At 55.6% G+C, this 14,058-nt stretch carries 14 protein-coding genes; 6 read left to right on the plus strand and 8 right to left on the minus strand.

Annotated elements, in window-relative coordinates:
- Window positions 1-759: FTR1 family iron permease (locus AQS70_RS12415; protein WP_162233903.1), on the plus strand; the 759-nt coding region annotated here is incomplete at its 5' end.
- A 32-nt stretch (window positions 760-791) separates the two neighbouring features.
- On the opposite strand, the gene AQS70_RS12420 is transcribed toward AQS70_RS12415, so the two are convergent.
- Window positions 792-1,295: a CgnE/CgnB domain-containing protein gene (locus AQS70_RS12420; protein ID WP_055103073.1), complete on the minus strand. Its 504-nt coding sequence runs from the start codon at window positions 1,293-1,295 to the stop codon at window positions 792-794.
- 673 nt (window positions 1,296-1,968) lie between these two features.
- On the opposite strand from AQS70_RS12420, the gene srmL reads away from it, so the two are divergent.
- Complete coding sequence (srmL, locus tag AQS70_RS12425; protein ID WP_055103074.1) at window positions 1,969-3,108, plus strand: PheS-related mystery ligase SrmL; 1,140 nt, start codon at window positions 1,969-1,971, stop codon at window positions 3,106-3,108.
- Window positions 3,109-3,179: 71 nt separating this feature from the next.
- Complete coding sequence (locus tag AQS70_RS12430; protein WP_055103075.1) at window positions 3,180-3,632, plus strand: YaiI/YqxD family protein; 453 nt, start codon at window positions 3,180-3,182, stop codon at window positions 3,630-3,632.
- On the opposite strand, the gene elbB is transcribed toward AQS70_RS12430, so the two are convergent.
- Window positions 3,633-4,298, minus strand: coding sequence for an isoprenoid biosynthesis glyoxalase ElbB (gene elbB / locus AQS70_RS12435; RefSeq protein WP_055103076.1), 666 nt, complete (start codon window positions 4,296-4,298; stop codon window positions 3,633-3,635).
- 131 nt (window positions 4,299-4,429) lie between these two features.
- Window positions 4,430-5,047, minus strand: a complete 618-nt coding sequence (locus tag AQS70_RS12440; RefSeq protein WP_055103077.1) for a DedA family protein — start codon at window positions 5,045-5,047, stop codon at window positions 4,430-4,432.
- Window positions 5,048-5,408: 361 nt separating this feature from the next.
- Between AQS70_RS12440 and ppk1 the strand changes: the two genes are divergently transcribed.
- A complete protein-coding gene (ppk1, locus tag AQS70_RS12445; protein WP_055103078.1) occupies window positions 5,409-7,646 on the plus strand; it encodes a polyphosphate kinase 1 in 2,238 nt (745 codons plus the stop codon).
- 196 nt (window positions 7,647-7,842) lie between these two features.
- Here the strand turns inward: ppk1 and ppx are convergent, their stop codons facing one another.
- The 5 genes from ppx to AQS70_RS12470 form a co-directional block, all read right to left on the minus strand.
- Window positions 7,843-9,345 (minus strand): exopolyphosphatase, encoded by a 1,503-nt coding sequence (gene ppx, locus AQS70_RS12450; RefSeq protein ID WP_055103079.1) that lies wholly within the window; start codon window positions 9,343-9,345, stop codon window positions 7,843-7,845.
- A gap of 252 nt (window positions 9,346-9,597) precedes the next feature.
- On the minus strand, window positions 9,598-10,329 hold the full coding sequence (locus tag AQS70_RS12455) for an amino acid ABC transporter ATP-binding protein (RefSeq protein WP_055103080.1): 732 nt from the start codon (window positions 10,327-10,329) through the stop codon (window positions 9,598-9,600).
- Window positions 10,316-10,966, minus strand: a complete 651-nt coding sequence (locus AQS70_RS12460; RefSeq protein ID WP_187331813.1) for an amino acid ABC transporter permease — start codon at window positions 10,964-10,966, stop codon at window positions 10,316-10,318. Before AQS70_RS12460 ends, AQS70_RS12455 begins: the two co-directional genes overlap by 14 nt.
- A complete protein-coding gene (locus AQS70_RS12465) occupies window positions 10,963-11,628 on the minus strand; it encodes an amino acid ABC transporter permease (protein WP_055103082.1) in 666 nt (221 codons plus the stop codon). The genes AQS70_RS12460 and AQS70_RS12465 overlap by 4 nt, the downstream gene beginning before the upstream one ends.
- Before the next feature lie 21 nt (window positions 11,629-11,649).
- Window positions 11,650-12,435, minus strand: a complete 786-nt coding sequence (locus AQS70_RS12470) for a transporter substrate-binding domain-containing protein (RefSeq protein ID WP_055103083.1) — start codon at window positions 12,433-12,435, stop codon at window positions 11,650-11,652.
- 258 nt (window positions 12,436-12,693) lie between these two features.
- Between AQS70_RS12470 and AQS70_RS12475 the strand changes: the two genes are divergently transcribed.
- A complete protein-coding gene (locus AQS70_RS12475) occupies window positions 12,694-13,401 on the plus strand; it encodes a FadR/GntR family transcriptional regulator (RefSeq protein ID WP_055103084.1) in 708 nt (235 codons plus the stop codon).
- 119 nt (window positions 13,402-13,520) lie between these two features.
- A complete protein-coding gene (gene trxA / locus AQS70_RS12480; protein WP_003206727.1) occupies window positions 13,521-13,850 on the plus strand; it encodes a thioredoxin TrxA in 330 nt (109 codons plus the stop codon).
- The last annotated feature ends 208 nt before the right edge of the window (window positions 13,851-14,058 follow it).

Below are 14,058 nucleotides of genomic sequence, written 5' to 3' on the forward strand. Positions count from 1 at the left end.
ATTCTGCTGCGTGAAGGCCTGGAAGCGATTCTGGTGCTGGCGGCGCTCCTCGCCTTCTTGCGCAATACCGGCCAGCAATCGGCGGTACGCAGCGTCAACATCGGCTGGGGCCTGGCACTGGTCGCGGGCTTGGCCACATGGGCGCTGGCCGCCTATGTGATTGACGTCAGCGGCGCCCAGCGCGAACTGCTCGAAGGCTGCACCGCGCTGTTTGCCAGCGTCATGGTGCTGTGGCTGGGCGTGTGGATGCACGACCGCCGCCATGCCGATGCCTGGCAGGACTACATCAAAAGCAGCCTGGTCAGCGGCGGCGGGCGGTTTGGTTTCGCTGTACTGGCGTTCTTCTCGGTGTACCGCGAACTGTTCGAAGTGATCCTGTTCTACGAAACCCTGTGGCTGCAAGCGGGCCCGGCCGGGCATGACGCCGTGCTGGCGGGCGGCGCCACCGCGCTGGTGCTGCTGATCGGCCTGGCGTGGATCATCCTGCGCGGCTCAGCCAAATTGCCACTGGGCGTATTCTTCGGCATCAACGCCGCGTTGTTGTGCACCTTGTCCGTCGTCTTCGCCGGCCATGGCGTCAAAGCCCTGCAGGAAGCCGGGATCTTTGGCACACGACCTGTGCCGTTCTTCGAGTTCGACTGGCTCGGCATCCACGCAGACGCCTACTCGCTCAGCGCACAAGCTGTGGCGATACTGGCGATCATCGTGCTCTACAGCCGCAGCAGACTGGCCGAAAAGCGTCGGGAACAGACTTCTTAATCTCCGTTCACCCCTGTAGCCGCAGGCAGCGGCTACAGGGGTGGCGCAGGGCTGAACACCGCACCCGGGCATAAAAAATCAATGTGATAGCCCGACGATCCATCGCCCAGAGCAACATGTACTCCGCTAATCCCCTCGTTCATTTGGGAATTAACGGAGTAATCAATAAACGGGGCGATGGCATCATTAACCCCGACTGCAAATTCTGTGAGTTTCAACCCTCTAGAGCCTGCCGCACGCTCAAGCAAAGTGATGCGCTCAATATTATTAACTTTAAATGAAGTAATTGTATTGTGTTCGACAATCAAGAGTGCCGTATGTTGTGCCACGGCCGAGGTTAATTGCTCCAGTGCCAGCTTTAGTTCGTTGTCGGGTAAGAGCGGGTGCTTTCTAAGAACAGTAAGAATGCCAAAGATGGTTAAGTAGCCGCTAAACTGAAAAGGACAGTCAGTCTGTACATTCATATGAGCGTAATGAACTTCGAAAAACTCAGCAGCTGAATAAATGAAATTGCTGCTGATATCTTCTTCGATCATGGCGTAGGGCGTGGCGTCTTCTAAAATGATGACGCTGGCGTCTGCGTGCTGGCCCTTTACGTCGAACTATGTGTGAGCATCCAGCAATGCCAAAATGAGTTTTGCTTGTGGAGCGCAGCATAAAAATCGCTCTTCATGCAGTGCACTCTCGAAGAAAATCGTCGTTGTCAGAAATAACCCAAGAGTCCTTAAAGTCTAGAGGTGCAATTTTTGTGGGCACACGCATATCCTCTGAAAAAGTGAGTGCCCACTCACATAGGCATTGGTTTATCGGTGATTAGTCAGGCTCGTAAGCCCATACAAGGGGTGCCCCGCCAAAATTATTCGGGCCAGAGGTTATGCGGTTGAATTTTGGTTTTGGAACAGTCAGGTCAGTCATTTTTATTATCCTTATTGATAGTGCTCCTGTTTTTCAGGAGGTAGATAAGTTATAGGGCGATATTTTAAAAATGGTAGTTCTATTTTTGTCTGGTTATATCGTTTTGGTGTTTGGAATTCCACTTGTGGTTTATTCGGTTGTTTGTGTAGGAAGTATATGTAGTCCATGTCTGATGTTAGATGTTGTTCAGGTATTTTTATTAATTTTCGTTGTGAGAAGGTGCGTATTTGATCTAGATTCGGACCCTTATAAAGTATTCGCGGGAATTTACCGTGGCTCGAATGAGGGATGATTATGCATTCATCTAAAGCTTATTTGTGTGCCCGCTTGGTCAATGAGGCTCTTGAACTTAATGACCTCACAGAGTTGAAGCACCCTGCTCATGCTATTGGCCTTTTATTAGATGAAGTGCTTGAAGGGTTGAAAGCGCGAGGCTGGCCTGATGCACAGGTTTTAAGAGGCCCCCGAATAGTGTCTGCGCAAGAAAACTATGGATTGCTTGGCTACGATCCTGCTGAAGTCACCTTGGGCAGTGAACACACGCGTTGGGTGGATGAGCATTCGCTCCTGCGCACTCAAACCACCAGTCAGATTCCAAAGGCATTGCAGCAGGCGGCGCAGAATCGTAAAGCCGGGGAGCTTATTTTATTGGCGGCGCCCGGGATCACCTTCAGACGTGACAGCCGCGACAGGTGGCATTGCGCAGAACCTCATCAGATGGATATTTGGGTCTTGGGCGATCCGCAACTTTCAACGCGTGAGCATTTGCTCAGGCTGGTCGCAGATATCCTTGAATGTTCAGTGCCCGGCATGCCGTGGATTTATCAGAGCAGTCCGCATCACTACACAGAGGGTGGCATTGAAGTAAACCTGCTCCTGGATAAGCAGCCCATTGAAGTGCTTGAGTGTGGCTGTATTGCCCGTTCACTGTTGCAAAGACTGGGTGTGGACCCTGCCAAGCATGGCGGATTGGCGTTGGGCATGGGGCTGGATCGCCTGACCATGCTGCGCAAAGGTATCCCGGATATTCGTCTGCTGCGTGACCCCAACGAGCGCGTTCAGGCGCAACTGCATGATCTGCTCCCCTGGAAGGCGGTTTCGCGTTTGCCCGCCATTTCACGGGATATTTCGCTGGCCGTGACACCGGGCTTGAGTGAAGAGGTGCTGACCGAAAAGATGTTGCTGGCAGCGGGGGATAACGCGGCCTGGATTGAAGAAATGCACATTAAAGGCCGATGGGCCATGGCGGATCTGCCCGTGCAGGCGATTGAGCGGCTGGGCCTTTTGCCGGGTCAGGAAAACGTTTTGCTGAGGGTGGTGCTTCGCGATTGTTCGCGTTCCATCACCACGTCAGAAGCCAATGCGCTGTATGAACGTATTCAGTCGGCGTTGCATGAAGGTGCAGAAGGGGGCGGATACAAAATCAATGGCTAAGCCTGTGGGCTGCTAGGGGGTGGTCGGAAAATGCTAGCCTTCACCTTATTACTCAATGTGGAGCTACCCCCATGCGTGTCTGGATCGACGCAGACGCTTGTCCCAAGGCGGCGAAGGATCAAGTCATCAAGTTCGCGCTCAAGCGTCAGTTTGACGTGGTGTTGGTGGCGGGTCAGAGTCAGATCAAACCGACGTATACGCGGGTCAAGCTGATTGTGGTGCCCAGCGGCCCGGATGCGGCAGATGATTATTTGGTCGAGCACGCGGTGCCCGGTGAGTTAGTCATTTGCAGCGATGTGCCGCTGGCCGACCGGCTGGTGAAAAAAGGCGTGGCAGCGCTGGACCCGCGCGGCAAAGAATTCGACGCACATAACATGGGCGAGCGGCTGGCGGTGCGTAATTTGTTCACTGACCTGCGTGAACAGGGTCAGGTAAGCGGTGGGCAGGGCGCCTATGGCGAACGCGATAAGCAGGCGTTCGCCAACACGCTGGACAGGATTCTGACCCGGCTCGCTCGGGGCTGATTAAGCTTCCTGTGTCAGTTCCAGCACGCGGTCGACCATCTTGTTGATGCCAGAAGCGGCTTCACTGATGGACTGGGCCAGCATGTAGGCCGGGGTGCTAACCAGTTTGCGGGCTTTGTCTTCGACAATGTCTGACACTTCGCACTCTTCGTGTGTACCGCCCATTTTCTCTACCGCTGCGGCGGTGTCTGGGTCTTTACCGATGGTACAGATCACGCCGGGGCCGTAGATCTTGGCGGCGATGGCCGGTGAAATGCACATCAGCCCCACTGGCTTACCCGCTTCGGCAAAGGCTTCAGCCAACGCCAGCACATCCGGCTGAACGCTGCACGCAGCGCCCTCAGTGGCGAAGGTTGAAAGGTTTTTAGCTGCGCCAAACCCGCCCGGTACGATCAGCGCGTCAAAATCGGCAACCTTGGCCTCACGAATGTCTTTAACCTCACCGCGGGCAATACGGGCCGACTCGATCAGCACATTGCGCGATTCGGGCATTTCTTCGCCGGTCAGGTGGTTGATTACATGCAGTTGCGCAACGTTGGGCGCAAAACATTGCACGTGAGCGCCGCGCTGACTGAGGCGCAGTAGGGTAATCACGCTTTCATGGATTTCGGTGCCGTCATAGACGCCACAGCCGGAAAGAATAACGGCAATGTTTTTAGTGGTCATGGTGGGTCTCCTTGTTCGTGGCGTTAATGTCTCCTTATTCGGCAATGGATGCCATAGGGAGGTTCCCGCTATCACGCAGGCGCTGCCATACAACGCCTTGGGAGAGGAGGTGTGCGAGCGCACACTCCCGTTTATTCCGCTGGAGGAGTGCTGGCGTCTGCGGTTTTGACTTGTTCTTCCAGTGCGGCCTGTTTGGCCTGGCGCGCATTTCTAATTCGGCGTCGAAGCCACAGGCAACCACCCAGCACCAACAAGGCGCCAAGTACCCACAGTTCGTACTTTTTGACGCTGCCCAACAGCCCTTCGAGCACGGCACCAAAGTGATACGCGGCAGTGGCCAGGGCAACCGCCCAAATGGCGGCACCGATGCCATTGAGCAATAGGTAGCGACCCGGCGGGTAGCCAGAAAGGCCAATGGCCACTGGCATGACGGTACGCAGGCCGTAAACGAAGCGGAAGCTCAAGACCCAAATGTCTGGGTGCTTGCGGATATGCTCCAGCGCCTTGTCGCCCATGAGTTGCCAACGCGGCTTGCGCGCCAACAATTTGCGGCCGTGCTTGCGCCCCAGGAAGTACCACAGCTGATCGCCGGCATAACTGCCGAGGAACGCTACGATCATGACCAGTTTAAGATCCATGTATCCGCGGAACGCCAAGAAGCCTGCGAGAACCAGAATGGTCTCACCTTCAAAAAACGTCCCTAGAAACAGGGCGAAGTAGCCGAATTCTTGAAGAAATTGTTGGAGCATTGTCTGGATGCTGGAGAAATGAACGCGCAGCCTACGCCTTAAGGCACGTTCAGGAAAGTATCCAACTGTGTCTTCTGATGAACAATTCCTACAAGTTGTAAGTATTTGACCTACATCAAAGGTGCTGTCATCTAGGATTCATAAGGCGTTGCTATAACAGTCGCGCGCGCACCTGCGTAGTCCATCAGGAAAAAATGCAGCCGCAGAACAAAGTCAAAAAAACGCCCTCTAATTGGCTCCAGCCCGCGCTAAGCGCCTTTGAGCGGTTTAAACCTATTGGCGTTGGTGGCATTCTGGCAGCTTGATTGCACGCGCCGCTTAACGGTCACGAGAGTCAGACCCGCTCTTACAGGAACATTCAATGAATACCGAAGGACAGACAGAACTCGTTGCTACCGAGGCTGAGCCCATTGTTGAGCTAGCCTCTGAAACACCGCCGGAACTGGAAACTCATGCACCTGTTGCGCCTGAGACGCCAGCGGCGGCGCACCCTGCGATTGCCATTCCGGGTCTTGATGACAGCAGCCTGTATATCCATCGCGAACTGTCGCAGTTGCAATTCAACATCCGTGTGTTGGAGCAGGCGCTAGACGAATCCTATCCGTTACTGGAGCGGTTGAAGTTCCTGTTGATTTTCTCCAGCAACCTGGACGAGTTCTTCGAAATCCGTGTGGCGGGCCTTAAAAAGCAAATCACCTTTGCTCGTGAACAGGCGGGCGCGGATGGCTTGCAACCGCATCAGGCGTTGGCCCGGATCAGCGAGCTGGTACACGGCCACGTAGACCGCCAATACGCAATCCTGAATGACATTCTGTTGCCCGAGCTTGAAAAGCATCAGGTGCGCTTTATCCGTCGCCGTTACTGGAACACTAAGATCAAGGCATGGGTGCGTAAGTTTTTCCGCGATGAAATTGCGCCGATCATCACCCCAATCGGGCTTGATCCGACGCACCCGTTCCCGTTGCTGGTCAACAAAAGCCTGAACTTTATCGTTGAGCTTGAAGGCATTGACGCGTTTGGCCGTGATTCTGGCTTGGCCATTATCCCTGCGCCGCGCTTGCTGCCACGTGTGATCAAAGTGCCTGAAGAGGTGGGTGGCCCAGGCGATAACTATGTGTTCCTGTCGTCGATGATCCACGCGCACGCCGATGATCTGTTCCAAGGCATGAAAGTGAAGGGTTGCTATCAGTTCCGCCTGACCCGCAACGCTGACTTGGCGCTCGATACGGAAGATGTACAAGACTTGGCGCGTGCCCTGCGCGGCGAGTTGTTCTCACGTCGCTATGGCGATGCGGTGCGTCTGGAAGTGGCCGATACCTGCCCGAAACACCTGTCTGACTACCTGCTCAAGCAATTCAACCTGCATGAAACCGAGCTGTATCAGGTCAACGGCCCGGTCAACCTGACGCGTCTGTTTAGCATCACCGGTCTGGACAGCCACCCGGAGCTGCAATACACGCCGTTTACGCCGGCGATTCCAAAGCTGTTGCAGAACAGCGAGAACATTTTCAGCGTCATCAGCAAACAAGACATCTTGCTGCTGCACCCGTTTGAGTCGTTCACTCCGGTGGTTGATCTGCTGCGCCAGGCAGCCAAAGACCCACATGTACTGGCCGTACGCCAGACGCTGTATCGCAGCGGTGCTAACTCCGAAATCGTCGATGCGCTGGTGGATGCCGCGCGTAACGGTAAAGAAGTGACGGCGGTGATTGAGTTGCGCGCGCGATTCGATGAAGAGTCCAACCTGCAACTGGCCAGCCGTCTGCAAGCCGCCGGCGCGGTGGTGATCTACGGCGTGGTGGGTTTCAAGACTCACGCCAAGATGATGCTGATTCTGCGTCGCGAAGCGGGCGAGATCGTGCGGTATGCGCATTTAGGTACGGGTAACTACCACGCCGGGAACGCGCGCCTGTATACCGACTACAGCTTGCTGACCTCGGATGATGCGCTGTGCGAAGACGTGGGCAAGTTGTTCAGCCAACTGATCGGCATGGGTAAAACCCTGCGCATGAAAAAGCTTCTGCATGCGCCGTTTACCCTGAAGAAAGGTATGCTCGACATGATCGCCCGCGAGACGCAGTTCGCGGTAGAGGGCAAGCCTGCGCACATCATCGCCAAGTTCAACTCGCTGACCGACCCGAAGATCATTCGGGCGCTGTACAAGGCCAGCCAGTCTGGCGTGCGCATTGATTTGGTGGTGCGTGGCATGTGCTGCCTACGCCCAGGCATTCCTGGGGTGTCGCACAACATCCACGTGCGCTCGATCATTGGTCGCTTTTTGGAACACACACGGGTGTTCTACTTCCTCAATGGCGGTGAAGAGCAGATGTTCCTTTCGAGTGCTGACTGGATGGAGCGCAACCTCGATAAACGCGTCGAAACGTGCTTCCCGGTTGAAGGCAAAAAGCTGATTTTGCGGGTCAAGAAGGAGTTGGAGTGCTATCTGACGGACAACACGCACAGCTGGAGCCTACAGTCTGATGGCCGCTACGTGCGTAATACGCCGACCGGCAACCAAAACCCGCGCAGCGCCCAAGCGACCTTGCTTGACCGTCTGAGCCTTCCGGTATTGACCGTCAGCACCGGCCCTTCGGTGTAAGACAACCGTGTAGGAGCTGCCGCAGGCTGCGATCTGTTGAACCTCAACAGATCGCGGGCAAGCTCGCTCCTACAGACGGTGGTGCATCCCCGGCCGATTTGACTACGCGATTCAATCCCCGTAGGAGCTGCCGCAGGCTGCGATCTGTTGATCTTAAAGATCGCAGCCTGCGGCAGCTCCTACGTTGTGAAGAACCTTACGAGATCGTCAGTACAATCCCGACGCGGGTCAGCCATTGTGCTTCTTGTTCGAAGTCCGCTTGAGTCAGCGGATTTTGCTCCAGCCAGCCGTCAGCAAAAATCACTTCAAGGTGGTCGCCATCAGCGCGGAGCTTGACCTGCGATGCCTCTTGGTTGCCTCGGATGTGATAGAACAAAATTGCAAAACGCAGCAGCACGCACAGGCGTATCAGCTTGATGCCTTCAGCGCCGAACTCGGCGAATTTGTCTTTTGGAATGTTACGCCGATGACCGCGCACCAGCAGCGCCAGCATGAGCTGGTCTTCGCGTGAGAAACCGGCAAGGTCGGAGTGCTCAACCAGATAAGCGCCGTGCTTGTGGTAATGATAGTGGGCGATGTCCAGCCCGACTTCATGCACCTTAGCCGCCCAGCTCAGCAGCTCTCGCCAGATCCCATCATTGAGTTGCCACGACTTGGCGACTTGATCAAATGCACGCAGAGCTTTGCGTTCAACCCGTGCGGCCTGCTCTAGATCAACGTGGTAGCGCTCCATCAGCGAGCTTAAGGTGCGCTCGCGGACGTCTTCGTGATGATGGCGCCCCAGCAGGTCATACAACACGCCTTCACGCAGAGCGCCGTCGCAGTGATCCATGCGCTGCAACTCGAGAGCGTCAAAAATGGCTTCGAGGATCGCCAAGCCCGCCGGGAAAATCGTTCGACGGTCAGGTTTGATGCCTTCGAAGTCGATCTTGTCGACTTCCCCCAATTTGAACAGCTTGCGCTTGAGCCAAGCCAAGCCTTCGGCATTCACTTCGCCCGAGCCATGGCCGCCTGCTTTTAACGCAAGGCCAATGGCGCGAATGGTACCGGAGGAGCCGATGGCCTCGTCCCACGTCAGACGGTGCAGCGCGTGCTCAATGCTCATGATCTCAAGGCGTGCAGCGGTGTAAGCCTGGGCGTAACGCGCGGGGGTGATCTTGCCGTCACGGAAGTAGCGCTGAGTGAAGCTGACGCAGCCCATTTGCAGGCTTTCGCGCAACAGAGGCTCAAAACGTTGGCCAATGATGAACTCAGTACTGCCGCCACCGATGTCGGCCACTAGGCGCTTACCCGGCGTGTCCGCGAGGGTGTGCGATACGCCTAGATAAATGAGGCGGGCTTCTTCACGTCCAGAAATGACTTCAACGGTGTGACCCAGAATTTCTTCTGCGCGCACGATAAATTCGTTGCGGTTACGGGCTTCGCGTAAGGCGTTAGTGCCGACGATGCGGACTGCGCCCAATGGCATGCCATTGATCAGTTGCGCAAAACGCTTCAAGCAATCTAGCCCACGCTGCATGGACTCTTCGTTGAGGTGGCGTTCTTCGTCGATACCGGCAGCAAGCTGCACCTTATCGCCAAGGCGTTCAAGAATACGGATTTCGCCGTTCTGAGCCTTGGCCACTACCATGTGAAAGCTGTTAGAACCCAAGTCTATAGCGGCGATCAGGGAGGGATTCTTGCTTTTGGATTGGGGCATGGTTGAGGGGTCTCGGTCGATAACGTCGCCATCGTGCCACGATCAAACGCTCGCGCCAACGCGTGATGTCACCTGCATTGATATAGAGCAGGTAAGAGATGACGTTAGCTTGTTCTTGGCAACACGTATTTATTAGGCAATCTATTTTCTGTCATATACCCCCTGTAAAAGCGCCTACTTCAACGGGCAGGAGCGAGCTTGCTCGCGGTCTCTTGATCTTTAAAAGATCGCGAGCAAGCTCGCTCACAGGATTTAAACCTCAACCGAACCAATAAAATTCGCCAGCTCAGGGGTCTTAGGGTGGGCGAACAAGGTTTTCGGATCGCCCACCTCATGCACTTTGCCGTGGTGCATAAAGACCAGTTTGTCGCCGACCTCACGGGCGAAGCGCATTTCGTGGGTCACCATAATCAGGGTCATGCCCTCGCGGGCCAACTGGCGCACAACGTTGAGCACTTCGTTGACCAGTTCGGGATCCAGCGCCGAGGTGATCTCGTCGCACAACAACACTTTGGGCGACATGGCCAACGCCCGGGCAATCGCCACGCGCTGTTGTTGCCCGCCCGATAGGCGCTCGGGGAACGCGTCGAATTTGTCGCCCAGGCCCACGCGCTCTAGCATCTCGAGGGCTAATTGCGCGGCTTTGGCTTTGGGCACCTTTTGCACGACTTGCGGGGCCAGCATGACGTTTTCACCGACACTCAGGTGCGGGAACAAGTTGAACTGCTGAAACACCATACCGACCTTCTGGCGCAGGCTGCGCAAGTCGGCGCGGGCGGCATCCAAGTACTCGTCATCGACTTCAATCACGCCGTCGTTGATCGACTCTAGGCCATTAAGGGTTCTGAGCAGTGTGCTTTTACCCGAGCCGCTGCGACCGATGATCGCGACCACTTGGCCTTGCTCGACGCTCAGGTCGATGCCTTTGAGCACGTGGTGGTCGCCGTAGTATTTATGCAGGGCGGTAACTCTAAGCAGAGGCATGCAGTCTCCTTTCCAAATAGCGCGCACTGAGCGACAAGGGGTAGCACAACAGGAAATAACCGAGCGCCACCAAGCCGTAGACCATGAAGGGCTCATAGGTCGCATTGGCCAGCATGCTGCCGGTCTTCGTCAGTTCAGTGAAACCGATGATTGAGGTAACGGCGGTGCCCTTGATGACTTGCACTGAAAAGCCCACGGTGGGCGCGATGGCCACCCTAAAAGCCTGTGGGAAAATCACGTAGCGCATTTGCTCAAGCGGGCTGAGCGCCAAGCTGGCCGAAGCTTCCCACTGGCCATTGGCAATCGACTCAACGCAACCGCGCCAGATCTCTGCCAAGTAGGCGCTGGTAAACAGCGTCAGAGCTAAAGCGGCGGCCATCCACGGCGAAATATCAATGCCCAACAAGGCCACGCCGAAGAAAATTAAAAACAACTGCATCAGCAAGGGCGTGCCTTGAAATAACTCGATATAGCCGCGTGCCAGAGTGCGGGCGAAACGCTTTTTAGAGATGCGCATCAGCAACACCAGCAAGCCGATCAGACCGCCGCCGATAAAGGCCACAACGGACAACACAGCCGTCCAACGTAAGCCCATCAGCAAATTGCGAACGATGTCCCAGAAGGTAAAGTCCATCAGCGGCTCCTGCTCAAGTAGCGGCGGCCGAATGCGTTCAGCAACTGGCGAATTAACAGCGCCATGCACAGGTACACCAAGGTGGTCAGTGCGTACGTCTCAAACGCCCGGAAGTTACGCGATTGAATGAAGTTGGCGTAGAAGCTCAGCTCTTCAGTGGCAATTTGCGAACAGACTGCCGATCCCAGCATCACGATGATGATTTGGCTGCTCAGCGCTGGCCAAACCTTAGCCAGCGCGGGCTGTAAAACCACATAGCGAAACGCCTCAATACGGCTCATGGCCAGAGCCGATGCAGCCTCCAGTTGCCCTTTAGGGATGGCCTGAATGCCCGCGCGAATAATTTCGGTGGAATAAGCGCCGAGGTTAATCACCATGGCCAACGCCGAGGCTTGCCATTCTGAGATGTGCACGCCGAGCCCTGGCAGGCCAAAGAAGATAAAAAACAACTGCACCAGAAACGGCGTGTTGCGGATGACTTCGACGTACAGCCCAAATAACGCGGCAAAAGGGCGGATGTTCCACGCCCGCACCACGGCCCCGATGATCCCCAGACTGACGCCGAACAGCGTGCCGATGGCTGTCAGTTCAAGGGTGAACAAGGCGCCGCGTAACAGCAGGTCACCGTTTTGCAGCACCGCAAAAAAGTCGAACTGATAAGCCATGATTGACCTCGGTCTACGTGATCAGAGGTCAGCTGGCAGCGGCTCTTTCAGCCATTGCAGCGCATTTTTTTCTAGGCTGCCGTCGGCTTTGGCGGCGGTCAAAATTTGATTCACCTTGCCTAGCAGCTCTGGCTGGCCTTTGTTCACCCCCACATAAACCGGCGAGTCCTTGAGTTTTAACTTCATGGCCGGGATGCGTTTCGGGTTGCGCTCGCTGATGGTCACCATCACCACGTTGCCGCTGGCGATCAGGTCCACTTGCCCGGCCAGGTAAGCCGCGATGGTCGAGTTGTTGTCTTCGAAGCGTTTGATCGTCACACCCGCTGGCGCCACGTTGGTCAGCTCAATGTCTTCGATAGCGCCACGGGTAACACTGATGGTTTTGCCCTTAAGGTCGTCCAGTGTCTTGATTTCAGTCTCCGGTGGGCCGAAAACGCCGAGGTAAAAGGGCGCGTAGGCGCTGGAAAAGTCGATTACTTTCTCGCGATCGGGGTTTTTGCCGAGGCTGGAAATGACCAAGTCGACCTTACCGGTGGTCAGGTAGGGGATGCGGTTGGTGCTGTTGACGGGCGTGAGTTCAAGTTTGACCTTGAGTTGATCGGCCAATAGCTTTGCAGTGTCGATATCGAGGCCGCGCGGTTTCATGTCCGGGCCCACCGAGCCGAAAGGCGGAAAGTCTTGAGGCACTGCCACTTTTAAGGTGCCGCGGGCCACCACGTCATCAAGATCATTGGCGAAGGCCGGTGCTTGGCTCAACATCAGGCTGGCAAACAAGGCGCATATCAAGGCGCTGTAGCGCTGGGTCATGGCAACTCTCCGGAAACAGGCGGACGGTGATGTCTACTTCTGGGCACAGCACAGGCCATGCCAACAGTTGCATACAGGCTCTAAAGGCCCGGCTCAAAAGGCTTGTGGTGGTCTGACTGGTCTGAACAGTGGGGGTGGGCTTCGCACCTGAATCGGGCGTTGGCTGCGCGCCTTGAACCGCCGTGGGGCGTGACTTGCCGAGTCTTGTTAATAGCTTTACAACTACAGCCTTCCTCAGCAGTTCAAGCCGATTTTGTGATGAATTCAAGCGCACGTGCGGTACCCGAAGTGGCGCTGCTCGCCATTCGTAAATTGATTGATGAGCGTGGATTTGCGCACGGCGATGCGCTGCCCTCACAGCGCGATCTGGCCACGCAGTTGGGTGTTAGTCGCGCCTCCTTACGCGAGGCGCTGTCTTCGTTAAGTGCGTTGGGCGAAGTCAGCGTGCAGCCGGGTAAAGGTGTGTACGTGCAATCGGTCGATGAGCCAACCGTGGTTGCTGCGGTCTCTGACTGGCCGTTCGCTGCACATGCACGCCCGCAAGATATCTTCCAGCTGCGCTACGCCCTTGAAGGGTTTGCGGCGGGTTTGGCCGCCGTCAGGCTGACCCTCGAGGAGCTGGATGTGCTGCAAGACAACGTCGAGGCCATGCGCAATGAGCTACGCGCTGAGGACTTTGCGCGTGCGGCCCAATTGGACTTTGAGTTTCATCAGATCATCTTGCAGGCCAGTGGCAACCAAGCGATGACGAATATTCTGATAACACGTGCAGATATTTTTTTGGAAAGCCAGAAGTTGCCATTTATCCGGCCAGAGCGAGCGATGGAAACCTGGCATGAACACCGAAAAATCTTGCGGGCAATGACGCGCCACGCCAGTGGCTCCGCGCACAAAGCCATGTGTGAGCACATCAGGCAGGCGGCTTCGCGAACCGGGATCGCTTTTGTAACGCTCGCAGCCTCCTAAGGGGGCGATAAGCTGCGTCATGCCGACTCATAGTAATAGACAATCATGCGTCAGCTTCCTGAACGCGGTGATGACGGCTATGATGTGCTACGTTTTTGCTTACAACCACGGAGACTTCCATGAGCAGCGATCTTATTAAACACGTTAGCGACGCTAGCTTTGAGGCCGATGTTCTCAAGGCTGAAGGCGCTGTATTGGTCGACTACTGGGCTGAATGGTGTGGCCCTTGCAAAATGATCGCGCCCGTCCTGGATGAGATCGCAGAGACTTACAAAGGCAAGTTGACTGTTGCCAAGCTGAACATTGATGAAAACCAGGAAACCCCTGCAAAGCACGGCGTACGTGGTATTCCAACGCTGATGCTGTTCAAAAACGGCAACGTTGAAGCCACCAAGGTTGGTGCGCTGTCGAAGTCGCAGTTGGCTGCATTCCTCGACGCTAATATTTAAGCGTTCATATAAGCCCCGCACATTGCGGGGCTTTTTCATGGCTCAAGGACTAGACGCTATGAAACTCAAGTGGTACATTCGGCCCCGCACTGGTTTCTCCACTGCCCCCTGCAAGCCGTCGCCGACGCACTCCTTATCGAATTAGTACGCGATCTTGTCGCCTTCTCTGCGGCGCGGCCTCATTAAGCCAAAAGCTTAATTTCCCCCT

This window comes from Pseudomonas endophytica (genome assembly GCF_001411475.1).
GTDB classification, from domain to species: Bacteria; Pseudomonadota; Gammaproteobacteria; order Pseudomonadales; family Pseudomonadaceae; genus Aquipseudomonas; species Aquipseudomonas endophytica.